This window comes from Sporosarcina sp. Marseille-Q4943 (genome assembly GCF_943736995.1).
Classification (GTDB): domain Bacteria; phylum Bacillota; class Bacilli; order Bacillales_A; family Planococcaceae; genus Sporosarcina.
The window spans coordinates 575,785-600,536 of record NZ_CALSFT010000002.1; the positions used below are offsets into that span (position 1 = coordinate 575,785).

23 protein-coding genes are annotated in these 24,752 nt (G+C 45.5%); 19 read left to right on the top strand and 4 right to left on the bottom strand.

Translation table 11 applies throughout. From position 1 onward, the window contains the following. Nucleotides 1-44 precede the first annotated feature (44 nt). Nucleotides 45-968: a ribonucleoside hydrolase RihC gene (rihC, locus tag NIT04_RS02865; protein WP_252502104.1), complete on the top strand. Its 924-nt coding sequence runs from the start codon at nt 45-47 to the stop codon at nt 966-968. Nucleotides 969-1,171: 203 nt separating this feature from the next. Here the strand turns inward: rihC and NIT04_RS02870 are convergent, their stop codons facing one another. Beyond that, nucleotides 1,172-1,516, bottom strand: coding sequence for a DUF192 domain-containing protein (locus tag NIT04_RS02870; RefSeq protein WP_252502105.1), 345 nt, complete (start codon nt 1,514-1,516; stop codon nt 1,172-1,174). 141 nt (nt 1,517-1,657) lie between these two features. On the opposite strand from NIT04_RS02870, the gene NIT04_RS02875 reads away from it, so the two are divergent. The 14 genes from NIT04_RS02875 to NIT04_RS02940 all read left to right on the top strand — a co-directional run bounded on the left by NIT04_RS02875 (nt 1,658) and on the right by NIT04_RS02940 (nt 15,239). Further along, the gene (locus NIT04_RS02875; RefSeq protein WP_252502106.1) at nt 1,658-1,840 is read left to right on the top strand and encodes a Flp family type IVb pilin; all 183 of its coding nucleotides are present in this window, start codon (nt 1,658-1,660) and stop codon (nt 1,838-1,840) included. Between the two features lie 73 nt (nt 1,841-1,913). Next, nucleotides 1,914-2,405: a prepilin peptidase gene (locus NIT04_RS02880; protein WP_252502107.1), complete on the top strand. Its 492-nt coding sequence runs from the start codon at nt 1,914-1,916 to the stop codon at nt 2,403-2,405. After that, complete coding sequence (locus NIT04_RS02885; protein ID WP_252502108.1) at nt 2,402-2,782, top strand: TadE/TadG family type IV pilus assembly protein; 381 nt, start codon at nt 2,402-2,404, stop codon at nt 2,780-2,782. The genes NIT04_RS02880 and NIT04_RS02885 overlap by 4 nt, the downstream gene beginning before the upstream one ends. Further along, nucleotides 2,783-3,706, top strand: a complete 924-nt coding sequence (locus NIT04_RS02890; protein WP_252502109.1) for a pilus assembly protein TadG-related protein — start codon at nt 2,783-2,785, stop codon at nt 3,704-3,706. Between the two features lie 145 nt (nt 3,707-3,851). After that, entirely contained in the window at nt 3,852-4,793 is a 942-nt protein-coding gene (locus NIT04_RS02895) for a pilus assembly protein TadG-related protein (RefSeq protein ID WP_252502110.1), read from the top strand. Between the two features lie 26 nt (nt 4,794-4,819). After that, nucleotides 4,820-5,407 (top strand): Flp pilus assembly protein CpaB, encoded by a 588-nt coding sequence (gene cpaB / locus NIT04_RS02900; RefSeq protein WP_252502111.1) that lies wholly within the window; start codon nt 4,820-4,822, stop codon nt 5,405-5,407. Beyond that, a complete protein-coding gene (locus NIT04_RS02905; protein WP_252502112.1) occupies nt 5,404-6,570 on the top strand; it encodes an AAA family ATPase in 1,167 nt (388 codons plus the stop codon). The genes cpaB and NIT04_RS02905 overlap by 4 nt, the downstream gene beginning before the upstream one ends. Beyond that, complete coding sequence (locus tag NIT04_RS02910; protein WP_252502113.1) at nt 6,570-7,898, top strand: CpaF family protein; 1,329 nt, start codon at nt 6,570-6,572, stop codon at nt 7,896-7,898. The genes NIT04_RS02905 and NIT04_RS02910 overlap by 1 nt, the downstream gene beginning before the upstream one ends. Then, a complete protein-coding gene (locus tag NIT04_RS02915; RefSeq protein WP_252502114.1) occupies nt 7,895-8,848 on the top strand; it encodes a type II secretion system F family protein in 954 nt (317 codons plus the stop codon). Before NIT04_RS02910 ends, NIT04_RS02915 begins: the two co-directional genes overlap by 4 nt. Before the next feature lie 3 nt (nt 8,849-8,851). Next, nucleotides 8,852-9,775, top strand: coding sequence for a type II secretion system F family protein (locus NIT04_RS02920; protein ID WP_252502115.1), 924 nt, complete (start codon nt 8,852-8,854; stop codon nt 9,773-9,775). Nucleotides 9,776-10,172: 397 nt separating this feature from the next. Further along, nucleotides 10,173-11,642: a hypothetical protein gene (locus tag NIT04_RS02925; RefSeq protein ID WP_252502116.1), complete on the top strand. Its 1,470-nt coding sequence runs from the start codon at nt 10,173-10,175 to the stop codon at nt 11,640-11,642. A 13-nt stretch (nt 11,643-11,655) separates the two neighbouring features. Then, nucleotides 11,656-12,147: a zinc ribbon domain-containing protein gene (locus NIT04_RS02930; RefSeq protein ID WP_252502117.1), complete on the top strand. Its 492-nt coding sequence runs from the start codon at nt 11,656-11,658 to the stop codon at nt 12,145-12,147. Nucleotides 12,148-12,161: 14 nt separating this feature from the next. Beyond that, entirely contained in the window at nt 12,162-13,757 is a 1,596-nt protein-coding gene (locus NIT04_RS02935; RefSeq protein WP_252502118.1) for a zinc ribbon domain-containing protein, read from the top strand. Nucleotides 13,758-13,799: 42 nt separating this feature from the next. After that, a complete protein-coding gene (locus NIT04_RS02940; protein WP_252502119.1) occupies nt 13,800-15,239 on the top strand; it encodes a hypothetical protein in 1,440 nt (479 codons plus the stop codon). Between the two features lie 221 nt (nt 15,240-15,460). Here NIT04_RS02940 and NIT04_RS02945 read toward each other — a convergent pair whose 3' ends face one another. Beyond that, nucleotides 15,461-16,333, bottom strand: coding sequence for an AraC family transcriptional regulator (locus NIT04_RS02945; RefSeq protein WP_252502120.1), 873 nt, complete (start codon nt 16,331-16,333; stop codon nt 15,461-15,463). Nucleotides 16,334-16,696: 363 nt separating this feature from the next. Between NIT04_RS02945 and NIT04_RS02950 the strand changes: the two genes are divergently transcribed. The 3 genes from NIT04_RS02950 (at nt 16,697) to NIT04_RS02965 (ending at nt 21,771) form a co-directional block, all read left to right on the top strand. Then, nucleotides 16,697-18,223, top strand: coding sequence for a Na+/H+ antiporter NhaC family protein (locus tag NIT04_RS02950; RefSeq protein WP_252502121.1), 1,527 nt, complete (start codon nt 16,697-16,699; stop codon nt 18,221-18,223). A gap of 396 nt (nt 18,224-18,619) precedes the next feature. Beyond that, a complete protein-coding gene (locus NIT04_RS19105) occupies nt 18,620-19,987 on the top strand; it encodes an SEC-C metal-binding domain-containing protein (RefSeq protein ID WP_305880084.1) in 1,368 nt (455 codons plus the stop codon). Between the two features lie 251 nt (nt 19,988-20,238). Beyond that, complete coding sequence (locus NIT04_RS02965) at nt 20,239-21,771, top strand: class I adenylate-forming enzyme family protein (protein WP_252503170.1); 1,533 nt, start codon at nt 20,239-20,241, stop codon at nt 21,769-21,771. A gap of 192 nt (nt 21,772-21,963) precedes the next feature. Here NIT04_RS02965 and NIT04_RS02970 read toward each other — a convergent pair whose 3' ends face one another. After that, on the bottom strand, nt 21,964-22,605 hold the full coding sequence (locus tag NIT04_RS02970; RefSeq protein ID WP_252502122.1) for a metal-dependent hydrolase: 642 nt from the start codon (nt 22,603-22,605) through the stop codon (nt 21,964-21,966). 245 nt (nt 22,606-22,850) lie between these two features. Here NIT04_RS02970 and NIT04_RS02975 point away from each other — a divergent pair, with 245 nt between their 5' ends. After that, complete coding sequence (locus NIT04_RS02975) at nt 22,851-23,066, top strand: excalibur calcium-binding domain-containing protein (RefSeq protein WP_252503171.1); 216 nt, start codon at nt 22,851-22,853, stop codon at nt 23,064-23,066. Between the two features lie 165 nt (nt 23,067-23,231). Here the strand turns inward: NIT04_RS02975 and NIT04_RS02980 are convergent, their stop codons facing one another. Next, the gene (locus NIT04_RS02980) at nt 23,232-24,572 is read right to left on the bottom strand and encodes a S8 family serine peptidase (protein ID WP_252502123.1); all 1,341 of its coding nucleotides are present in this window, start codon (nt 24,570-24,572) and stop codon (nt 23,232-23,234) included. Between the last annotated feature and the right edge of the window lie 180 nt (nt 24,573-24,752).

Consider the following 24,752-nt stretch of genomic DNA (forward strand, 5'->3'; position numbering starts at 1 on the left):
ATATATTATCATTTGTTCAAATTACTGAAATGAGGATTGATCTTATGAAAACACCGATTATTATCGATACTGACCCGGGGATTGATGACGTCATTGCCATAACTGCAGCGTTGTTTGCAGAAGAAATCGATGTGAAATTAATCACGACGGTCGGTGGGAATGTCGGAATTGAAAATACGACGAATAACGCTGTAAACTTGGTAAATTTCTTAGGGAAAGATATACCGGTTGCGAAAGGTGCAGATCAACCGTTACTGAATAAATTAGTATCGGCTGCAAAAGTTCATGGAGAAAGTGGAGTTGGCGGCTACCATTTCGAAACAATAGAGAATTGTACGCTGCTTTCAAGTAAGCATGCAGTTGAGGAATTAAGAGATGCCATTCTCAATTCAAATGAGCCGATCACGCTTGTGCCGATTGGACCTCTTACGAATATCGCATTGTTATTGAAAATGTACCCTGAAGTAAAAAACAATATTAAACAGATTGTCCTCATGGGTGGCGCAGCGAAAGGGGGCAACATGACACCGGTAGCTGAATTTAATATGTTCGTAGATCCACATGCAGCAAAGATTGTTTTTGATGAGCAAATTAAAATCGTCATGTGTGGATTGGATGCGACGCTGCAGACACGCATTTCAACCGACGATATAAAGGAAATAGAGGGCTACGGTAAAGTGGGGGAGATGGTCAGTCAATTACTAAGTAACTACGACAGCCCTTCATCGACTGAGAACTATATTGCAATTCACGATCTGTGCACCATCTTTTATTTGACGAGACCGGAACTATTTACAGGTAAACGGGCAGCCGTCAATGTTGTCACGGAAGGCGAGGCATCGGGGTGTACGATTACGCATTATAACGAAGACGGACATGTGCATGTATGCTTGGACATTGACGTTGAGGAATTTAGACGTGAATTTATCGCGACCTTCAAGAAAGTGCATGAGAAGTTCGAGGTATAAATTGAGGTGCCTGTGCAACAAACTCATTTTAGGTGCCTGTGCAGCGCACAATTCAGTTTATTCACTACAATTGTATATTGTTGAAATGCAAAGTCAGCCATTCAAGCAAATGGCTGACTTTTCTTTGCATATTCATACCTTTAGTTGAATTGTCATAAATGTGTGGTGCACAGGCACCAACACAATTAGTATAATTCACACAATTAGTTTAGGTAGTTCATTTGAATGGTGTCGCCGACGCGGATTTTTTCTGCTTTTACTGTGCCGAGGGGCAGTTCGAGTGTGGAGTGGGCGTTTTTCACAGGAGGTACGACTCGCCATGGTCTAAGGTAGGATATTGTTTTGATGACGCGGTTTGATTTGTTGAGAAAGACGACGTCGATTGGATGCCGTACAAAGAACATATGGATGGAATTGCATGGTGTTAGGAGAAGACCTTTATCGATGAGCGGCCCTTTGTGACTTAAAAGTCCTATAGATCTCTTCCAAACAGTATCCGCACGTATGATTTGGAATGGCAGCAAAATAGTTTTGGAAATAACAATCAAGCCTCCTTTTTAACTAGCTTATTCTTGGGGAGCTGAAAAAATTTGTCGACTAATAAAATATTACTAGTTCATTTGCCTGCTGTGGGCCGGTTCTTACATAATATGATATTTCGAACGGAAAAATTTTGAAGGAGGAAGGTCATGAAAAAATGGTTTCGTAAGCTCTGGAAAGAGGAATCGGGGCAGGCGATGACGGAGTATGGGTTATTGGTAGGGTTAATTGCGATAGTAGTAATGGTGGTCCTTGTAGTTCTTGGTCCACAATTGGCTGCACTCTTCCAACAAATTGTAGATGCTTTACCAGCTGCACCTACTACACCTTAAAAGGAATTAAAAATAGTTTAGAAAATAGCCCGACTGCAGTTGGGCTATTTTCCACATGAAAGGAGAATTCCGTTTGGCCAATATAATGATTGCAATTGTCCTTCTTATTTCAGTCGTCACCGATGTACGTCAACGAAAGATATTGAACGTTGTTACTTTGCCTGCTATTTTATTAGGTTTCCTATTTCACGGTGTGACGTCTGGTTTGGACGGGTTACTCATGAGTGGACTTGGATTTTTGGTCGGGCTTGGGCTGTTGATCATCCCGTTTATCAAGGGAGGGATCGGGGCAGGCGATGTCAAATTGCTGGCAGCAGTCGGTGCATGGAAAGGGGCAGTTTTCGTAATATACACGACCCTTTTCGGGGCAGCCATCGGAGGTATCATCTCTCTCTTTATTTTACTGAAAAATAGAAGACTCCGCTCCACACTTCAACAAACGCTTTCTTCTTCTCTCGTATTTAACAATGAAAAAATCCTATCTCACAAGTCACTATCGATTCCCTACGCGGTCCCGCTCGCAATCGGTGCGATATTGGCGTTCGTAATGGAGGCGTATATGTGAAATCACAACGGGGGCAGGCGCTAGTCGAAACCGCACTCGTCCTCCCCATATTGCTGATCTTGTTATTCGGCATTACCGATTTGGGTCGTGTGTTCCATGCGTATTTGACACTCGACCATGCCGGCAGGGAAGCGGCCAGAGTTGCGGCAGTTGGGGCGGAGGATGGAAAAATCAATGAAAAGATTGAACTGGCGACGAGCAGCTTGATTCAGGACAAATTGATAAAAGACATTGATCCGAAACCTAAAGCGAATCGAACAAGCGGGACAGAGGTCACGATAACGTTGAATTATTCCATTGATTTATTGACGCCGCTAATTAGTCATTTGATTGGACCTATTAAGCTGGAAAACAAAACCGTAATGAGGGTGGAATAAATGAAAAAAATAATTCAGTCGTTGTTGTTTCCAGTGAAGGAAGAGCGAGGGGTAACGAAGATAATTGTAGTCTTTAGCATCGTTGCATTGCTCGGTTTTACCGCCTTGGTCGTCGATGCAGGTGGAATCTATTTCGAAAAAAGCCGGCTTCAAAAAGCATTGGACGCGGCTGTGCTCGGAGGGGCGCAACATTTGAAAATCACTGAGGAGAAAGCGGAGGAAACCGCAATTTCGCTAGGATTGAAAAATGGATTTACTGTAAGCGGAGACGAAGTGACGACCGGAGAAGAATTCATTGAAATCGAGAAAACAGTGAACAAGGAATTGACCTTTGCAAAAATATTGGGTTTCAATGACGCCGATATCCATGCGGTCGCTCGCGCGGAATTAGTGCAAGCGTTAGTGAAGCGGAATGGGGTCGTTCCGATTGGGTTGGAGGCAGGAGAGTTTAAAAAGGGTCAGGATTACGACATGAACTTCAATCCCGGGGGTGCGGCAAAAGGGAACTTTGGTTGGCTTGGGTTGGATGGCGGCGGGTCAGCATTAGAATACGGACTTTTACACGGAAGTAAGAATGAAGTGGCAGTCGATATGAAAGTTGATACCGAGACAGGCTTAAGTTGGGGAAACGTGAAGAAAGCAATCGAAGAACGGATTGCGCGAGATGCAAAGAAACCGCATTGTCAATCTTATGTAACTGCTGACAATGAATGCAGCCGTTTCATTATTGTTCCCTTAATCGATACATTCGATGATTTGAAGGGTGGGTCGGGTACAGTGAAAATTGTCGGCTTTGCCGCTTTCTGGATAGATTCCATCAAAGGCCAGACAATACATGGCCGCTTCATTGACGACTATGTCACTAGCGGCACATTCGAGCCTGGAGAAGAGACGAATATTTACGGCGTGAAACTTGTGAAATAAAATGAGTCAAAACTCATAAAGAAAAGGGCAAGTGGGATAGGCGTTGAGATTACGTTAACTTATTCCAACTCGATTTGTTAGCACCACTTATCAGTCGTCTGACTGGACCCGTTGAGCTGGAATACAAAACAGTGATGAGGGTGGAATGATGAAGAGAATTTGTCAGGCCTTATTGATTACCCTGAAAAACCAGCGTGGTGTAACGAAAATCATTGTCGCTCTCAGTATAGTCGTATTGCTTGGCTTTACTGCCTTGGTCGTCGACGTTGGCGCGATGTACTTCGAAAAAAGCCAGCTGCAGAAAGCGTTGGATGCGGCTGTTCTTGGTGGAGCACAGCACTTGGTAGTGTCGCAAGTAAAAGCAGGAGAAACGGCGAAAGATATTGCTTCCAAAAACGGATTTTCAATTACTGATGGAGAGTTAAAGACAGATGCCGAAGCAATTGAAATTGAGAAAACGGTTAAGAAGGAAATGACATTTGCAAGGATCCTTGGAATTAATGATGCAGATATCTCTGCAATTGCACGTGCTGAATTGGTTCAGGCATTAGTGAGCAGGGATGGGATTGTGCCGGTAGGATTAGAAAAAGATAAGTATGAGTTTGACAAAGGTAAAGAGTTTTCCTTAAACCTTGATAATGCAAATAAAAAAAACGGTAACCATGGATTCCTATCATTAGATGGCAGGGGAGAAATTAGTTGGGAAAATGCAGTTAAAAACGGTAGTAAATCAGTATTTAGTGTAAGTGATTTAATTTATCCGGAGCCGGGAAACTTGGGGAAAAACGTAATCGAAGCTTTCCAATATAGAATTGATCTTGACAAGAATGACCCGGGAAAATCCCATTGTTCAGAATTCCAAACAGCAGATAATTCATGCAAAAGAGTAATAATAGTGCCTTTGGTTACTGAATTCCCCAATGGTCGATCAGAAAAAGTAGAAATCCTTGATTTTGCTGTCTTCTGGATAAAAGGATTTGAAGGGAAAAATACAGTTAAAGGCGTTTTCATCGACTATGTCACAAGAGGTACGTTTGAAGAAAGGGATACCGACTCCAATATTTACGGTGTGAAACTTGTGAAATAACAAAAAACAATTAAGCAGGTGAAAAGGTGAATCCGAGGAAAATCTGGTTAGTGGCAATCGTGTTTGGATTCCTGGCTGCCGGTATGTTGTATGTCATCGTTAAGAATTATGAAACGAGTAAACCGGCAGCTCCGGTCGTTATCGAGAAGACCGAAGCTGAACAACCTGCCAAGCAGGAACCTACCGAGCAGCAACCACCAGAAGTGCAGAAGAATGAAATGCTGCCGATTCCGGAAGGCAAACGTGCGATGACGATCGAGGTGACCGATGTGCAAGGGGTGGCTGGGTTCATTGAGCCGGGGGCGCATGTCGATATAGTCGCGATTTTGGTTGTGCCGGAGGAGCAGAAGGAGACGCAACATGATGCGGCGACGCTTTTGCTGCAAGACGTGAAGGTATTGGCGATTGGCCACGCAGCGGATGACGAGGAAACAATGAAGCGTTATCAGATGGTGACGATCGAAGTGACGCCGGTCGAAGGACTGACATTGAGCTTTGCGACAAAGTATGATCTTCATCTACTGCTGAGGGAAGAGGGAGATCACGAAATTGAGCCGGAGCGCACGCATGTCCATGAAGATGACTTGCATAGAGGGGTGTTCAGGCCGATATGAGTAAATTGATCACCTTGACTGGAAACGGGGAATGGGTGTCCCGGATGGAAGAGATTGCAGCGAGCAGCGATATGGAGATGTATTGGGCCGAAAATGAATCAATGCTGTTCGAGCAATTGAAGGCTATGGCGGGGTATTGTGTCGTCCTGTTGCCGAATCTCAATTTTTTCGATATTTATAGTCTCTGTTCGAAGATCTCCCAGTCCTTCATGACGACGCCGATCTTGTTCGTGTTCGAGTCGGAAGATGAATTCGATATGAAGCGGGCGTTGCGGGCTGGTGGGGACGATGTCATTTTCCTCGATGAACCGCTTGCGAAAATCCAAGAAGCTCTTCGCCATGCGATGGAGAAGCGAGTGTCGTTAGAGCGCAAACAGCCTGAGCTTCGAAAAAATGCGAAAGTGATAACGGTTGCGAGTACGAAAGGTGGGGTCGGCAAAACGACGGTCGCTGTCAATTTGGCTGTGGCGCTTTCAAAGCAGTCGAAACGGGTCGCCATCCTTGATTTAGATTTGCAGTTCGGGGACGTGTCGATGTATGTGGACGCCAGGTCGAAGCGGACGATTTACGATTGGGTGAAAGAGGACTTGGACGGGAAACGGATCGAAGATTATTTGACGCTTTCCAAACAGGGAATCTCGATTTTGGCGGCACCCCAACGTCCGGAATTCGCTGAAGTCATTACGGGAAATGATGTACGGAAAGCGATCCATTCATTGAAGCAGCGGTTCGATGTCGTCCTGATCGATGTGTCGAGCCATATGAATGAAAATACCATCGTAGCGCTTGAAAGTTCGGATGAAATTCTCGTCATGACGTATATGGATTTGCCGACATTGAAAAATAGCAAGTTGCTGATCGAGACGTTGGCTTTATTGGGGCTCGAAGACCGTGTGAATGTTGTGCTGAATCGTCATTTCAAAGTGAAAGGGATTTCGATGGGCATGGTGGAACAAGTTGTCGGCAAGAGGCTGTTCGCAACTTTGCCTGCAAAGGAGAAGATGATGACGACAGCTGCGAATGAAGGGATTCCGGTACAAGTGTCTCATCCGCGGTCGGGATTTGCTCGGAATATAACGAAGATGGCTGACGTGTTTGTCCGTCCGATCCAGTCCAACAATAAACCGGCGGAAGTGCTCGGCCATGCAGGGGGGCATGCGTAATGTCATTGCTTTCGCGGCTCGGTGGGAATCAGCAGGAACCGAATCGTCATTCGGCTAAGGGACTGCAACCGATCGAATTGAACAAGTCGTCCAATGAGCTATGGGTTCGGCTCCATAACCATCTCGTCGATGAGCTGAAAAAACCTGCCCATCAAGAGAAGGAGCTGGAGCCGCTCATCCAACAGCTAGCGGATGCGTTCTTTTTGAGTGAAGCGAACCATCTATCGTTTGAGGAAAAGAAGCAGTTGAAGCAGGATGTGACGCATGAACTGACCGGGTATGGCCCGATTACACCGTTGCTTGCAGACCCTTCCGTCACAGAGGTGATGGTGAATGGGCCGAATTTGGTCTATGTGGAAATCGGCGGCGTTATCGAGAAGGTGAACATTTCATTTCGGGATGACCTTCACATATTGCGTGTCATCGAGAAGATCGTTGCACCGCTCGGACGGCGAATCGATGAAAGTGTCCCGATGGTCGATGCAAGGTTGCCCGATGGCTCACGTGTGAATGCGATCATTCCGCCTCTCGCCTTGAAAGGACCGACGCTTACGATCAGGAAATTTTCCGAAGTGCCGTTTACGATTCATGATTTATTGCGCAAGCATACGTTAAATGAAGATATGGCGGCCTTTTTGAAAGCGGCTGTGGAATCGAAGCTTAATATATTCATTAGCGGCGGGACGGGAACGGGGAAGACGAGTACATTAAATGTCTTATCTTCCTTCATATCTACAAAGGAACGGATTGTCACGATCGAGGATGCGGCCGAGCTGCAGCTTTCCCAGGAGCACGTCGTGTCGCTTGAATCTCGTCCGCGGAACATTGAAGGTCAAGGCGAGGTCACGATTCGCGATTTAGTCCGAAACTCCTTACGGATGCGCCCGGACCGCATCATTGTCGGTGAGGTGCGTGGCGCGGAGACGTTGGATATGCTTCAGGCGATGAATACGGGGCATGAAGGAAGTTTGGGGACTGGGCACGCCAACTCGCCAAGAGATTTAGTGGCAAGGCTTGAGACGATGGTGCTCATGGCCGGGTTCGACTTGCCGGTGCGTGCGATCCGTGAACAGATCGCAGGGGCATTGGACTTGATTGTGCAACAGGATCGGATGAGGGATGGGTCTCGGAAAATAACGAAGATCACAGAAGTACTCGGGATGGAAGGCGACAATATTGTACTTCAGGATATCTTCGTCTATCAAACGAGTAAAGACACGTTGGGGAGAGTTACCGGTAAGTTTTCATCGACCGGCATCCGTCCTTACTGTTATGAACGATTATTGATGTCCGGCAACCAGTTCTTGTGGAAGGGGGAGTGGGAATGAAAATGCTTTTGCTCACTTCTCTCTCATTTATCTTAGGAACTTTGCTATTTTGGCTTTTCATTGTTCTTGTCGTGGAAAAAGGGAAGTACGAGAAAAGGCTGAAACATTATATTGAATGGGAAGTCGTGAAGAAACGTGAAAGGCGGGAAGAGGAGAAGCGTAATTCCCTGATCAAGTCGCTGGCGAAGGCGATTGAAGCCGCGTTAAACTTGTCAAAGAATGAATATCTCCTCGTCCAATCGGGGGTGAAGCTCTCGTTAGGGGAGTTGTTTATTGGCCGCGCGATCATTGTCATTCTCATTCTGTTGATGGGGAATTTTTATGAAATGCATTTTCTCTTTGTTGCCATCATAAGTGTCATTGGATTTTATTTGCCGATTGCTTACGTTAAGAGAAGAAGACGGATTCGTCTCCAATTGGCGGCCAACCAACTAGGCGAGGCGCTCGGCATTATCGCGAATGCAATGCGTGCTGGATTCAGCTTCATGCAGGCGCTCAAAATGGTGGCGGAAGAGATTGATGACCCGCTCGGTCCGGAATTCCTGAAAGCGATCCAGGAAATTAACTATGGGTTATCGTATGAAGAGGCCTTTCACAATTTGCAGGAGAGGCTGCCGGAAAAAGAGTTGGAGATTGTCTTGAATACGTTGATTGTCCAACGGAAAACGGGTGGGAATATGGCGTATTTATTGGAAACGATGCAAAACGTCATCTTCGACCGAGCTCGGATTAAAGGCGAAATCCGGACGTTGACCGCACAAGGGCGATATTCGTCTGTCATCATCACGATTTTGCCGATTGCTCTCGCAGCCTATATCCGATTGGTGAATCCCGAGTATTTCCAGACGTTGTTTTCCCACCCGGTCGGTTGGGCGATGATCATTTATGGAGCTTTCAGCATCATTGTCGGCTGGTTGTTTATTAAAAAAATTGTCCATATCGAGGTGTAGCAAGTGGCTTCCGTATTGTTCATCGTGTTCGGAGCACTGTTTATTACAATGATCATTGGAGCGGCCCTCAGTCAACTGTTCAGGCGGGAGATTGCCATCTATGGTAGATTGGTTGACTATTTCGGTTCGGACGATGGGATTGATCGGCTTGAAAAAGATCATGGGAGAAAAGCTTTTAATTGGGGCATTTTAGAGAGCACTAATCGCGGGTTGAAGATGTGGATCGATCATCGCACGAAGCCTGCGAAAAAGAAGGCGTTGGAGGAGCGGCTGCGCGAGGCGGGCTATCCGATGGGGTTGACGCCGACCGATTTCCGGCTCCTTCAATTTCTCGTCGGAGCGACCGTCTTCCTCTGCCACATCCTTGTGTTTATGCAGTTCATTAATGTAATCTCCTTATTAATTTTTTCTACTCTCATGTCTATTCTCTACATGTATTGCATGTCATTTTATATAAGTACGTTGATCAAGAAGCGGCGGCTCGCGATTCAAAAGATGATGCCGGATTTCTTCGACATGGTCAACTTGTCGATCGAAGCGGGAATGGGGCTCGATGCGTCAATCGTGAAAATCTGTCGGCAAATGAAGGGACCGTTGTCTGATGAATTTTTACAAACGATGCGGGATATGGAACTTGGGAAGTCAAGACGGGAAGCGTTCGCTGACTTGCGGAGCCGCGTGCCGGTCCATCAATTTCAAAGCGTCATCACTTCTTTGATTCAAGCGGACATATTGGGCGTCGGCATGGCAAAGGCACTGCGTTCATTGACCCAACGGATCCGCGAACAACGCACACAAATGGCGCGGGAGCAAGCAATGAAAGCCCCAGTGAAAATGGTATTTCCGATGCTTTTATTCATCTTCCCGGCAATGTTCATCGTCATGCTGGGACCGTTGGTGATTTATTTGTTGCAGATGGTTTTTTGAGTCTTTTGGGTGCCCGCTTTTTTGGGGTGCCTGTGCAGGACACTATTCAGTTTATTCACTACAATTGTATATTGCGGAGAGGGAAAGTCAGTCATATGGGGAATGGCTGGCTTTTTTGGTGTGTATTTATACTGGTGGGTGAATTGTCATAAATGTGTGGTGCACAGGCACCGGCACAATTCAGTTTATTCACTTCAATTGCATATAAGAAAACAGGAAGTCGATGATGGTAACATGTCGTTGGCTTCTTTTTGTATTTTTATCCGGAATGATGAATTGTCATAAATGCACCATGCACAGGCACCTTAGAAGGCGCCAGGTGTGGGGGCTTTGAGCATAAACGTGTGGTGGTGTTCATAGGTTGATAGCATCATTTTAAAGAAGGGGGGATATTGTCGTGGTCGGTAAGTTCTGTAAAGAGTGTGGCAGCGGGATTGGGGAAGGGCTGGCTTTTTGTCCATCTTGTGGAACTGCTGTCCCGGCTTCGTCTGTTCCGGCTACATCAGAAGTACCCAAAAGGACGAAGGCGCCGCGTGAGCCGATGAAACGGAAGACGAAGATGTTGCTGGCGGTAGTCGTTGCATTTTGTTTGCTTGCTGTTGGAACTCATTTTATTCTTTCTCATTTGAACGATAGTACGAAGCAGCTGAAGCGCATCCATAATGCGATTATTGATGAAGATGGCGAGGCACTTTTTGCGGAGTTCTTTGTGCGGGACGATTTGATTTACGTGAAAGACAGTTTTGCAAAGAGTTTGCAAACAGAGAACCTTTCAGTGTTGTTTGACGAGCTGACACATACAGTCGACCGAGTGAAGAATTCACGTTTGACTGAAGTTGTGGTGGATGAGAGCGGAGTTGACTTGTTCCGGGTGAAATATGGCAAGCGCTTTTACGTGTACCCGACTGCTTTAATTGAACCGATTCCCCATCCGTTGTTCATCGATACTGATCTTACGGATACGACTTTAGTAATTGCGGATCGTGAATTCGAGCTGACGGGGAAGCCGTTGACGATCATTAATGTTTTGCCGGACTCCTACACATTGACGTTGAGAGGGAACAATACATACGTTGACACGGAGGAGAGCATTTTTTTGGACCGATCTTCTTTTAATACAAATGCAGAGATCAAATTGTCCCGATCTGCCTATGCAGTTCAGTTGGAAGGAATGCCTTCGGACAGCATCGTCTTCGTGAATGGCAAATCAACGGAGAAAACACTTGCGGAGCTTCCATCAATAGCGCCGATTTTTGGTGAAGGGGCAACGTTCCATGCAATCCGGAGTTTGGATGGCGGCGGAACCGAGGAGTCGGAAAAGGTGGTTGGCATTCCGGGTCATTCGATTTCATTCACCTTTCCATTGCTCGTGAAGGAGGAGCAGGAGGCGAAGGAGCGGGAAGAGGCTGCAAGGTTGGAACGGGAAGAAGCGGCAAGATTGGAACGGGAAGAAACTGCGAGAAAAGAACGGGAAAAGGCCGAGTCGGACCTTGCACTTCTTCAGGAAGCCGCGGAAACATACCAGGCATTTAGGAGCGCGTATGAGGATGCACTGAATTTCCGGAATTTTGCGTACGTCGAGCCGTATTTAAATGGCGGAAGTAATGTGTATAAGGAAATGAAGAAGTTCATAGCGGATATGGATCCGGATAGTTTCTATGTATTTTCATCCAACGAAGTAGTGGATGCTGAAATTATCGGCGACGTCATCCATCTGCATGTCCGTGAGAAATTTTATTATACAGATAAGCGTGAGACGCTGGAGTATGACCGCAAAAAACGATATGAGTTCGAGAAGAACGGCTCTGGCAGCGGTTTGCGCATACTTAAAATTCATATTGAAGATACAAAGAAGAATAAATCATGAGGGGGAATTGAGTGTGACCATTCAAACGAAAATCGGTGGCGGGTTAAATAAATTGCAGGACACTATCCAGACGGGCAAGCAGAAGATGCAACTCGTCCAGGAAACGAGTCAAGTGAAGACGGAAATGGAGCAGATACGCCAGGAACGTATAAAGCTGATCATTCAGCTTGGCAATGATATTCATTTGAAAATACGAAAAGGCCTTGAAAAGGATGAGAACCTCCTGAAACTATCCGCACTTATCGAGCGACTGGACAAAGAAATTTATTCAAAAGCAAAGCAATTGGAACTTTTGAAAGCCCAGCAAGCAAGCGACACCGCCAGCTGTTCCGGCTGCAAGAATCCTGTCCAGCCGACAGACAAGTTCTGCGGCCATTGCGGGGAAGCGGTTGCCCAGCAGAAAACGAGTGAAGAAACACTTGAAAAGGCTTGCATGAACTGTGAGACGAATATAACGGAATCCGCTGTTTTCTGCCCGTGCTGCGGAATATCCGTGAAGGAATAAGGAGGCCATGCGCATTGTTCTGTAAAGATTGTGGAGCAAATAATAACGAGTTCGACCTGTATTGCGCGGCGGATGGCGCAGCCTTACTTCCGATTCCAAAAGGGTTTTTCGCGTCCCCTTTGGTCTATTGCGGAAAGTGTGGCGGGAAAAGCGATGCGGCGGATGCATACTGCAAACAATGCGGGCACCATTTGATTGTGTTTGAACAAAGCGCTCAAAAGGTCGATGTCAGTTCTGTCAAATCCTCTGTGCCTAAAGTGAAGCAACCTGCTTTGAGAGTGGACTCCCTTCTTTCCCCGACATTCATCAAAGCTGCTCTGGTGCCGGCCGCTTTTACGATTATATTGGCACTGCTGTCCGCTTTCGTCGTCCAAATGTTTACGGAAAAAGTCGTATTGGACGCGCTTGAATCTAGTACGGGAATTTCCTATTCCGCCAAGGACTTGCAGAGAATGAACATGATGGCGCAAGGTCTGCTCGAAGACAAGGTCAATGTTTCAGGCCCGAAAGTCTACGGTATCACGACATTTGTCGCATTGCTCCATAATGCAGATATCGCATTGAAGGCGAATTTGGATTTATTCTTTACGAACTTTGGAATAAAGGCCGATTTGAAAAACCTAGCTCCTTATTTGCTGTTCATACCTTCTTTAATTCTCGCACTTGGCGGGGTTTTGCTTGGGAAGCGTGCAAGGAAATTTGTTATGCCGATATTCCCGTCAGCCATATGGATGAGCGTCATCTATGCCTTTTTCGTAGCAATCACCACGTTGTTTGCCGGTTGGAAAATTAGTGGCAGCGGAAAAGGATGGGCAGCACTCGTCGCTGGTGAGGCATCATTGAAATTTTCTATTGTCACTTCATTCATCACTGCGCTGCTCCTTGCACTTGTGATTGTGAGCGTCGCTGCATTTTTCGCGAAACACGGAAAAATGGCATTTACGGTAATGAAAACGATGAAACCAATTTATCAATACGGGTTTTATTCCCTACTGGTCATCGGCACGATGGCAGGGCTAGGTTCACTTCTCTCTTTTTGGACGCTGATAACGTACAAAGCAGGGGATCTGCAACTGAATGGCGTTGAGGCGGCGGGCGAGTCGCTGTTCATCGCACTTGGTCCGTTTTGGCTGATTACTTTGGTGCATTTGGTGCCGCTGAATTTCAAGTTTCAAATGGACGATATGATGCTCTCCGTCAACGCATATCTATTCAGTTCGACAGATGGGATTGCGAAGGCGTTCCCGGATAATCCGGACGCAATTGAGTTCATTAAGGTCTTATTATTCCGGGGTGAAGACGGTCTGCCAATTTGGATGAAACTGAGCATCTTCATTCCGGTCATCCTTTTGGGGTTCGTTGGATTCAAGGTTTTTCATTCGCCGGTGGAGCAACTGACATCGATTGTGTTATTTGCCGCTACGTACACTGTTCTCCTTGTTTTATTTACAGTCGCGACGCGGATGGGAATTTCCATATCCGTAGCCGAACCCTTCTCTATTAAAGTCCACGCGCCGATTATCGGAACGGCTGCTATTACATTTGTGTTGGCGTTTGTGTGCTTGTTTGTTGGTGGAGTTGTTGGGGGCAAAAAGCGATCAGCTGTATGATGGGGAGTTCTCCAATGGATAGATATGCTAGGGGGAATTAACATGAACCAGGAGTGTTGCCCATCATGTAATTCGGATATGGAGCTTGCCGAACTGTTTTGCCGAAACTGCGGTTGGAGACGTCCTGCAGAGGTTGATGAAAAACTTGAAAGACGGAGCAGATTGCCTATTATTCTCATTTCCGTATGTGCCGTTTTGGGAGTGATGCTTATTGGTTGCCATTTTTTATTAAAAAACATCACTTCGCCAGAGCGGTCGATGGAGCTGTTGCGTGCAGCTCTACAGTCTGGCGATGAAGACTTGTTCCTGAATTTGATTAGCGCAGATGGGAATGAGGAACAAGCGGCTGCCCTTTTCCACGCTTTGCAAGATATAGGGGATACCCTGATTCTATCGGATATTGTGGATGCTGTTGAAGGGGTCCACCAAAGCGGTCTGCATCAAATCATACGCGGTAACGTTGAGGAGCCATTGCTTCGGTTGTATTTGGAAAGTAGGTTTGGTCTCTATCCGGTCGTCAAGTTTGCCATTGCGCCTGGCTTTGGAGAAGTGGAAATCAAAGATGAGGTAAATGAGACAGCAAGTGTTATGACAATGGATGCGGTTAAGGATCAGCCTTTATCTACCGAAGAGGCGCAGAAGGTCGTTGAAGATTTGCTTGATTCAATATCCGAAGTATTTCGGAAGCATGGGGAGCAGTTCGAGGTGACTTCAGATATGGAGGCTGACGACTATTTCGGGATGATTCGGCCATCACTCTTAGATTACGCATCTATTGAGTTTACTGATGGATACTTGAAGGGGAATGCATCTCTATTTTATTTTGACTATGATGTGAAGGTCTTTCCTAGCACGAGTCTAGATGTCCGGTTCACTTTACATGAAGTAGCTGCTGATCGATTTATCGCATCCAGTATTGAATTTGGCGATGGTATTGTTTCCTACAGCGCTACCCTTTATTACACAGTCGTGAAGGAAGATGGCTATTGGAAAATGGACGAATTCAAATGGGTTCCGTCAACTGAAGAACACATTAACGTCACCGCAGATGAAGTACTTGCCCACATGAAAACGTATAATCCAGGTGTCGAGATTGTGAAGGAAGTAGAATATAACGGATCAAAAGTTTATATTATAAGCTTTGGAGAAGGTGAAATGTACTATGGGTTATACGCGGACACCGCTGACATCGGTTACGATATACCGGATTACCTTTACCCAAAGGGCCCCGTTAATCCGAGCCTGCCGACACTCCCTTTAACCAGGGACCAAGCAGAAATTGCAGTAAAGGAGTATCTTCGTATCGGGGAGTATGACGTAACAAAGGTGGCTTATGACCATGACAATGAAAGGGGCCACTATGTCATACTAGTGTATGAGATTATGGACGCCGGCACGCAATATGAACGTCTCGCCACAATAGGCTGGTACGGGGTTGACCCTCAAACAGGTAGGGTTTATGATGCGATGTTTGGGGAGTAAGGGAAGTTTTGCAGCGGTGCCTGTGCAGTAAGCAATTCAGTTTATTCACTATAATTGTATGTGAGAAAAGAGGAAGTCGATGAAATCAACACATCATTGGCTTCCTTTTGTATTTTCATCCAGAATCGTGAATTGTCATAAATGTGCCATGCACAGGCACCGACACAATTAAATGATTCCAAAAAAAGAGCTGCGTAACACAGCTCTGTGAGTAACAAATTTTATTCTTTTATAACTGGTATCCAAATTTCGCTCTTTACAGATGGTGAGGTTAAATCTTTGGTTTTAATTGACAAAATTTCGGGCCCTTCTGTTCCTTGGTAATTGGAAGATGGAAACCATTCGGAATAAATCTTTCCCCAAGTTTCCTGCAGCGCACTCGGAAAAGGTCCTGCTGACTCGAATACCGCCCATGTTAAAGCAGGAACTTCAAGTTTTGAAAAGTATTCAGGGCATTCTTGAGTAGTTGCCACGCCGATATACTGATCAAGTTCCCCTTTCTCCTCCATGCGCTCTTCGGAAAAGTTTGTGGATGCTTGAATGATTCCTTGAGGTTCAACATTGGAAAGTTTTTGTAGTTGTTCTATTTTCTCTGGAGTTAAGGACTTCCACATTTCTGCTATTTCGGGGTTTTCTCCTTCGAAAATAATTTGAACTCTTTTCATGATACCGACGATGGTAAATGCTTCTTTTTGTTCGATTCGGTAATTCATTTCATTTCCTCCTCTAATCGATAATTGGAAGGTCATTCGTGGGTAGGCTTTTAATTGTTGTCCATTGTTTTTTGCCTCTGATGGTGTTACACCATGTACATTTTGAAAAGCTCTCGTAAAAGAGTCCGGTGAGTTGTATCCATATTTCATTGCAATATCAATTATTTTTATATTACTATTTGTAAGTTCAAATGCTGCCAGGCTAAGTCGTCTGCGGCGAATGTATTCCGATAATGTAATCCCTGCAAGAAATGAAAACATCCTTTTAAAATGATACTCGGAACAATGTGCGATTCTAGCCACCGCTTTATAGTCTATTTCGTTCGTTAGGTTATCCTCGATATACCTCATTGCCTCATTCATGCTCCTCAGTGAATCCATCTCATGACCTCCTTTCACAAATAGAATAACAGTAGTTGAATGTATCCGTCCGACATTTGGTGCACCATTTTGTCGGGTTTTATACTAACTTGATTTTTCAGGTGCCTGTGCAGCATACAATTCAGTTTATTCACTACAATTGTATACAAGAAAAGAGGAAGTCAATGATGGCAACATGTCATTGGCTTCCTTTTGTATTTTCATCCAGAAAGATGAATTGTCATAATTGCATCATGCACAGGCACCGACACAGGCACCGACACAATTTGTTTTTCTTGTTTCCAAAATCTTTCATTGCATAATAAAAATTAATTGTGTATTATTATGCAATACTATTAATAAATATTGAAAGGAATGAACACCATGGAACATATGGGCTTGTTATCATTAATTCCTCCGCTTATTGCGGTTATTTTAGCGATCGTTACGAAGAATGTTATTATTTCACTATTTTCCGGTGTTTTCGTTGGTGTTCTGATGCTTGTCGGAGGCAATCCGCTGACAGCGACGACAGGTGTGATTGGGGATTATTTGTTTCCGCAGTTGACGGATGGGTATAATGCGGCTGTTCTTGTCCTTTTATTTTTCATCGGCGGGTTTGTTGCGCTCATGGAAAAGTCGGGAGGGGGAGCGGCGCTTGCAGCTGCTTCGGTCAAATATATTAAAACGCGGGCGAATGCGCAAATATCCGCTTGGTTCGGGGGCATTGTCATTTTCTTCTCTGACCTTGGCACGCCGCTTATTGTCGGTCCCGTTTTTGAAAAGATTTTTGATAAAGTGAAGATTTCCCGAGAGAAACTCGCGTGGATCATTGACTCCACTGCTTCACCGGTAGCCGTTCTCGTCCCGTTCATCGGGTGGGGCGTGTATATTATGGGGTTGATTCGTGCGGAGTTCGATAAGGTGGGAATTGCCGACTCTGAATTCAGTACGCTCATCCAAGTGATTCCATTCCAATTTTACGCGATTCTGACGGTGTTGCTCGTGCCTTTGATTGCATTGACAAAGCTCGATTTCGGACCGATGGCGAAGGCTGAAAACCGTGTACGCCAAACGGGCCAGCTTTATTGGCCTGAGTCGAAGCCGCTGCGGAAGGCGGAGGAAATGAAGGAATATACGACGGGCAGCCGTACTATTCTCATTTGGCTTCCTCTCCTTGTTTTATTCGTTACGTTGTTCGGTCTGCTCGTTTCAAAGGGTTTTCCAGTCACGCCCGTTCCAGGCGGGGATTTCCGTGTAGCGCTTAGTACGGCCTATCTGTTTGCGGCCATTACGATTGTCATTCTGATGATTGTTTATAAAGTGAAGAAGTTCAATGAGATTTTTGATATATATACTGCCGGTATGCAGAAGATGGTGTACGTGGCGGTGACGCTTGTCCTTGCGTGGTCGCTTGGAAAGGTGATTGGGGAGATGGGAACGGCTGCATTCATCGTAGAAGTGACGAAAGGGAACGTGCCGGCTTTCATTATCCCTGCGATATTATTTGTCGTTGGTGCCGTCATGTCCCTCGCTTCCGGGACATCGTGGGGAACGTTCGCCATTATGCTTCCGATTGCAATTCCGATGGCGATTTCACTGGATGCGCATATGCTCGTATGCATCGGAGCGGTTCTATCCGGAGGAATTTTTGGAGACCATTGCTCACCGATTTCGGATACGACGATTCTTTCATCGACAGGGGCAGGGGCGGATCATCTCGATCATGTCAAAACGCAATTTCCATATGCTGCGTTAAACGCATCCGTCGCTCTCATCGGCTTTGTTGTTGCAGGATTGACGGGAAGCGCGTACACGCTTATCCTAGCAATTGCACTTCTCCTCGCCGCGACTTTTGTTTTATCGAGAAGGAAAGCGGAAAAAGTGGGAGCGGAAATAAACGCTTCTTAAACGGTGCTCTCTTAAACGGTGCCTGTGCAGCAAACAATTCAGACTATGCACTACAATTGCATAAGGGGAAAGAGGGAAGTCAATGATATCAACATGTCATTGACTTCCTTTTGTATTTTCATTCAGAGAAGTGAATTGTCATAAATGTGTCTTGCACAGGCGCCGGGACAATTCAGTTTATTCACTACAATTGCATATGGGAAAAGAGGAAGCCGATGATAACAACATATCATTAGCTTCTAATCGTATTTTAATCCATAAATGTGAATTGTCATAATTGTACCGTGCACAGGCACCGTTTTGGGTGTTCGTATAAGACTACTGGATATCTTCGAGAAAGAGAATTAGTATAGATAGTAACAGTAAAATTGAATTGTGTAGAGTTGAGGTGTTTCCATGAAAGCATTTATTGTAAAACTGACATTTGAGGATATCGAACCGCGGATATGGAGAAGGGTTGTTATGCCGGCGGACGCAACGTTTAATCGATTGCATGAAATGATTCAAAACGTCACGAACTTTCAAAGTAAGCGGATTGATGAGCCTTATCATTATTTCGATATAGAGGTAGATGGGCTGTTCATTACAAATAATCCTTCGATTCATGAAGAGTATAAGAAAGAGTTTAATGGATTGGAGCTTAAACGCCCTTCACATCTGAAAATAGATGACTATTTGGAGGCGAATGGTCAGTTCTTGTATCGCTATGATTCGGGAGATGATTGGCGGATCATTGTTGACCTCGAGGAGATTGTGGAAGATTACTATTTCGGCTTCCCGACAGTTTTAGCGGGAGAGGGTATAGCGCCGCCTGAAGATGTAGGGGGGCCAACGGGGTTTGCTCATTTTTTGACCGTTTACGACGATCCTACCCATCCTGATCATTCGTCGATGCGTTCGTGGGCGGAGGCACAGGGCTATAAGCCATTTGATATGGATGACATAAACGACATGTTGAAATATATGAGATACCAGAAAACCGAGTGGGATCGTATCAATCATAAAAACTATCATGTCATATCGGACAAGTATCGCGGTCCAAAGCAAGTCGAGCAGGTTGACATTCCGTACAAAGAGCTGGTCGTGGACTATATGGTTGCGTGTACGAACTTATACGGGATCGTTTCTTGTGAAAAAGTCTGTGAAATTTATAATGACCAAAATAAGTCGCCGATTACAAGTGAAATGATGAAGACGTTGTTATCTGACTCGCAAACTGTCGAGCTTTTGAAGATGAGGCATGTATACGTGGAAGGTCAGAATTTTCACCATGGGTCATTGGATAAAATTGACAAGTTGAAAATTTTGAGTGAAGGACAAGGGAAGCCGTATTACGTTCCAGAAAAGGACGAGCTTCTTCGATATGCAGTGGAAGCCTATTTTGAACCAACACCCCAGCATGAAGAGCTGAAACAGCTAATGATGAAAGAGGGGTTTCCTGAGGAGAGAATCGAAAGAGAAATCCGAATGCTTGTCGAAGAGCTGTCCGTTACAGGTGCTAGTATCATCTCTATCTTCCAACCGTTCGCAAGCCGATTAGGTTTGAACGAAAAAGCACAAATCTACAGTTATGCACAACGGGTGACAGACATTGCGAACACAACGCGATATTGGAAAAATCGCGGTCACACGCCGATTGAGCTTTCTCGATTTGAGAAGCCTCATTTGCGTCCTCTGCCTGCGGAGCCGGCGAAAAAAGTAGGCCGCAACGACCCATGCCCTTGTGGAAGCGGGAAGAAATATAAGAGATGCTGCTTGAAGTGAAAAACGTGCTTGCAGGGTGCTTGTGCAGTAAACAATTCAGTTTATTCACTACAATTGTATAATCTAGAAACGAAAAGCCGATCAATTAGTCATTTGATCGGCTTTTCTTCGTATTTGTATGCATATTGTTGAATTGTCATAAATGTGTCTTGCACAGGCACCGGAGTAATTTAAAAGAGGGTTTCCGTAATATTCAGCGAAGTAGTCATTATAGTACATTATTTGGAAATGGGGGATTAAGGGTGCAGCATATGTTGTTCGCAGATCCGATTAAATTGAATGCTATTCGTTACGGGGAAAAGGAAGCGCTCTCTTACATGGGCAAGAGGTTTAGTTATCGTGAATTCAACGAGCGCATTAATCGGTTGGCACATGCACTGCTTGAGGCGGGTATTGAAAAGGGCGATAAGGTAGCGTTCATGCTATTAAATTGCAATGAACTCTTTGAAATCATGTTCGCTTGCGCAAAGATCGGGGCGGTTTTCGTACCGATCAACTCTCGCTTCGTTGGCCCGGAAATTGAGCATGTGTTGAAGAACTCTGAGGCGGTTGCGTTATTTTATGGGGTGGATTTCGACAAAGAAATTTCGACGATTAAAGAGCGAGTGAAGGATGTGCAGCTTTATGTATCGGTTGGGGGCTCTGGGGAGGTGGCGCTTTTCGAATTTGAAAGCTGGATCGCTCTTCATTCCGAAAAGGAACCGGTTATTAATTATGAATTGAGGGAACTCGATACGGTTTGCATTATGTATACGGGAGGGACGACGGGACATCCGAAGGGAGCGGTCAGGTCGCATCGGAGCATGTATCTCGTCGCGTTGTTGTTCAGCATTGAATTTGGGATTGTAAGGAACGGCAAAGGATTGGTTTCCGGGCCTTTGTATGGTGCGGCGGCTCTGTCGACTTCCGTGCCGAATCTCTTCGTCGGCAATTCGCTGCATATTTTGCCGAAGTTTCACCCTGTTGAAGTATTGGAAGCAATTGATCGGGAGAAAACGACGACTTCATTCATGGCTCCGCCAATGTTCGATGCAATTTTTGCTTTGCCGGAGGAAGTCCGAAATAAATACGATGTCAGTTCGATGAAGGGGTTGTTCTCGGTTGGTGCGCCTTTACATTCCAGCACGAAGGAAAAAGTGATGGCATTTTTTAAAGAAGCTGAGTTGAATGAGTTTTACGGTGCAACGGAGCATGGCGGATCGACGAATTTATTCCCGGAGTACCAGGATCAGAAAGATCGCTCCGTCGGTGTGCCAATGCTTGGAATGGAAGTGAAGCTTGTCGATGCCGATGGGAATGAAGTGCCGCCGGGTCAACCGGGAGAGTTTTTTGTGAAGGGCTTGACCCTTTGCGATGAATATTATAAGAATCCGGAAGCGACTGCTGAAGCGTTCCATGGCGAATGGCTTGGCCTCGGTGATATGGGTGTTCGGGATGAAGACGGATTTTATTCCATCGTCGATCGTAAACAGGATATGATTTTGTCGGGTGCGCTGAACGTTTACCCCGCGGAAATTGAAGGTGTCCTCCATCGCCATCCGAAAATAGCGGACGTCGCTGTGATTGGCGTGCCAGATGAAAAATGGGGGGAAGCGGTGAAAGCAATCGTTGTCCTCCGTGAAGGGGAGGAAGCCGACGCAAAAGAAATTATCGACTTTTGTGATGGTAAGCTCGCCGACTATAAAAAGCCTCGATCTGTCGACTTCATGGATGAACTTCCGCGCAGCTTGCAAGGGAAGCTGTTGAAGTATAAGTTACGGGAGATGGTGGCTGTGGAGAAATAATTAGATTTGTGTGGGTGCCTGTGCAGCATGCCTTGTGGGTGCCTGTGCAGCGGACAATTCAGTTTATTCACTACAATTGTCTAATCTAGAAACGAAAAGCCGATCAATTAGTCATTTGATCGGCTTTTCTTCGTATTTGTATCCATTTTGTTGAATTGTCATAAATGTGTCTTGCACAGGCACCGACACAATTCACCATTCTTTATTCCAAAACGGTGCGAACCATTTTACGCCTCTGCGGTTCATGGGGAGGAGCTTCATGTCGGCGATTAGATGGCTGCCGTATCCTGCAATTCCCGCTGCTAGTAGACCGTCAAGCGCCCACTCCTGCTGTAATTGATTCAAAATGAATGCATAAAAAGCGAGCCCAAGAAGGGAGTGAGTGTAGGAGCGATGGGCCAGAAACGACGCGATGACGATATAGCTTCCCATAAGCAGGACACCGAGCGATTGATGCATGACAATTCCGAGCCACATCACCATGACACCGGTGAGGGTCAACATTCTTCGTTGTGTAATGAGTCGCGATACGATGAACAGGAGCAAACCGATTCCTGCGTAAAGTAAAATGGATGGGCTAAAGCCTGAGTTGAAGTATTGGTAGACGATTGCTACTAAAATGCCCGCACCGACGAGCTGCATCAGCCATTGCGTGACCTGCTTGGAAAGAGTGATCCGGTTGCTCGCCAATCCGTTCGTATCCAAGTCGGGGACAAGCGCTGATACGCCGCCTGCCAATGAGGCGACTGCGACTGTATATAGATCGGGCTGCACCTGATACCCTGCAAATGCTCCGACGGCGACGCCGATAGCTGCGTGTGAACTTCCTTTCATCTGTAAACCTCTCTTGTTGTGTAATCTTCTTATTATCCATCATGTTGGAGAAGGGAAGCAATGGGCTGAAGTTAGTACTTTTACAGGGACAGGGGAATGAAGGACTTATATATTTGATAAGTTGAAAATTTCAATAGCGTAATGGTGAGGTTGTGTTACAATTATTTACAAATAACCGAATATCGGAGTGATGAAAGATGAGGAGAAGTTTTACTGGATTGATCGCAATGGTTATTGCGATTCTTATGATAGCCATGCCAATCCACTCAGCTGAGGCAGCGCCAGCAAAGTTCAAAAACTGCACAGAATTGAATAAAACATATTCTGGTGGCGTCGCTAAAAATGCCAAAGTTAAAAATGTAGGTGGCAATACGAAGTTCAAGCCTTTCGTTTCAGCAGAAATTTACAATGCACATACAAAGATGGACCGTGATAAAGATGGAATTGCTTGTGAAAAGTGAAAGATAGGTGCCTGTGCAGCACACTATTCAGTTTATTAACTACAATTGCATAAACGAAAAATGGGAAGCTTATCAAATCGAGGTTTGATAAACTTCCCATTGTATTTTTATTCCAATATATGAATTGTCATAAATGCACCTTGCACAGGCACCGAAACAATTCAGTCAATTCTGCGTTCGGAATTTCATGTCATACTGTCCGCCATTCTCGACGAATATTAGCAATTGATAATTCGTATGAGGAAAAAATTTTCGTATCGGAGTGACGATGATTTCATTTGCTACCGTTTCTGTCACAATGGGGACATCCCTGCCTGAACGGTTGATGCGGATTTCGACTTTATCCCCTTCTGTCAACGCTCGGTCAAATGTGATTTGCCAGTTTTTATTCACCGGTACGTTTTCGTGTGGTGGAAATGATTTGATATCTGAAGCAACTTCCCGTGGAGGTGACGGGTTCTCTTGGACTACTTCTTCATTGTAGGTTGAAAAGTTAATAACCCCTTCGCCGAATTGTGAATCCCAACCCGCCGTTCCATAATCTGTGGTGTATTTCTTCAGCAAGCGTTCAACGTCTTGAACTGTCCTTGACGGGTCTTCCAGCTTAAGCATGGTGGCGACTGCGCTTACGAAAGGCGTTGCGGTTGAAGTGCCGCTATAACTCTTGAAAGAACCTCCGGGGACGCTCGAAAGGATGTCGACGCCGGGTGCCGCGATGTCGATGGAAGATCCAGTATTGCTGAAGTCTGCAATTCGGTTGTTCCGATCGGCTGCCCCTACAACGATCACTTTCTGTTCACCCGCCGGATAGAGGTTGGTCGTATCCATGCTTTCATTCCCTGACGCAACGACGACAACGACGTCATGGTCCAGCGCATAGCCAATCGCTTCAGCCAAGTATGTCGAATACTCCTCGCCGACGAAGCTCATGTTGATGACATCGGCGCCATGATCGACTGCATATCGAATTCCCTCAGCAATATGATTGTCGTAGCCTCGCCCTTCTTTATCCACCGCGCGAATCGGCATGATTTTCACGTTTTCCGGCGTCGTATCGGCAATGATTCCAGCCATATGTGTACCGTGGAAATGCTCGTCCGTCGGGTCTGAATTCTTGTCCAATACATCATATCCCGCAACTAAACGATCACGGAGGAAAGGATGGTTCAAATCGACTCCGGTGTCAATGACAGCGACAATGGAGATTCCTTCAAGATCCTGAGTCCGTTTAATTAACTCGTCAGCCCCAATGTGAGCCGGCCCCCACGACTTCGCTTGCCACGTACCTGCTTGCAGCGCTATCGTGCGGATATAATCAGGCTGTAACACCTTCGCATCAGAGAGGTTTTCAATTTCATCTTTATGTACACTTTCAACAATCAATTCATTTTCTTCATTAAGCACTTCCACTAGGAACCGGTTACTCTCACTCGCCAGTGCGGCCGGACTTGCCAAGCAAAGCACCAGCAATGTAGATAAAATACTTGTCCATACAACCTTCTTCATCTGTCTACTCACCACCATGTCATTGTCTATTAGACTATAGCACAAATTAGTAGTTTTCAAACAAATGCTTCTTAGGTGGTGCCTGTGCAACACTCAATTCAGTTTATTCACTAGAATTGTATATTGCTTACAAGTTAACTGCGTCGCTTAGCATTTTGCTTCATTAATAATTGAATTTTT

Bases quoted from the DNA above. Each gene is read 5' to 3' on its own strand.
- NIT04_RS02965 (WP_252503170.1), top strand. From the start codon at position 20,239: ATGTTGTTCGCAGATCCGATTAAATTGAATGCTATTCGTTACGGGGAA.
- NIT04_RS19105 (WP_305880084.1), top strand. From the start codon at position 18,620: ATGAAAGCATTTATTGTAAAACTGACATTTGAGGATATCGAACCGCGG.
- rihC (WP_252502104.1), top strand. From the start codon at position 45: ATGAAAACACCGATTATTATCGATACTGACCCGGGGATTGATGACGTC.
- NIT04_RS02895 (WP_252502110.1), top strand. From the start codon at position 3,852: ATGATGAAGAGAATTTGTCAGGCCTTATTGATTACCCTGAAAAACCAG.
- NIT04_RS02890 (WP_252502109.1), top strand. From the start codon at position 2,783: ATGAAAAAAATAATTCAGTCGTTGTTGTTTCCAGTGAAGGAAGAGCGA.
- NIT04_RS02980 (WP_252502123.1), bottom strand. From the start codon at position 24,572: ATGAAGAAGGTTGTATGGACAAGTATTTTATCTACATTGCTGGTGCTT.
- NIT04_RS02975 (WP_252503171.1), top strand. From the start codon at position 22,851: ATGATAGCCATGCCAATCCACTCAGCTGAGGCAGCGCCAGCAAAGTTC.
- NIT04_RS02970 (WP_252502122.1), bottom strand. From the start codon at position 22,605: ATGAAAGGAAGTTCACACGCAGCTATCGGCGTCGCCGTCGGAGCATTT.
- NIT04_RS02915 (WP_252502114.1), top strand. From the start codon at position 7,895: ATGAAAATGCTTTTGCTCACTTCTCTCTCATTTATCTTAGGAACTTTG.
- NIT04_RS02910 (WP_252502113.1), top strand. From the start codon at position 6,570: ATGTCATTGCTTTCGCGGCTCGGTGGGAATCAGCAGGAACCGAATCGT.
- NIT04_RS02950 (WP_252502121.1), top strand. From the start codon at position 16,697: ATGGAACATATGGGCTTGTTATCATTAATTCCTCCGCTTATTGCGGTT.
- NIT04_RS02945 (WP_252502120.1), bottom strand. From the start codon at position 16,333: ATGGATTCACTGAGGAGCATGAATGAGGCAATGAGGTATATCGAGGAT.
- NIT04_RS02875 (WP_252502106.1), top strand. From the start codon at position 1,658: ATGAAAAAATGGTTTCGTAAGCTCTGGAAAGAGGAATCGGGGCAGGCG.
- NIT04_RS02940 (WP_252502119.1), top strand. From the start codon at position 13,800: ATGAACCAGGAGTGTTGCCCATCATGTAATTCGGATATGGAGCTTGCC.
- NIT04_RS02905 (WP_252502112.1), top strand. From the start codon at position 5,404: ATGAGTAAATTGATCACCTTGACTGGAAACGGGGAATGGGTGTCCCGG.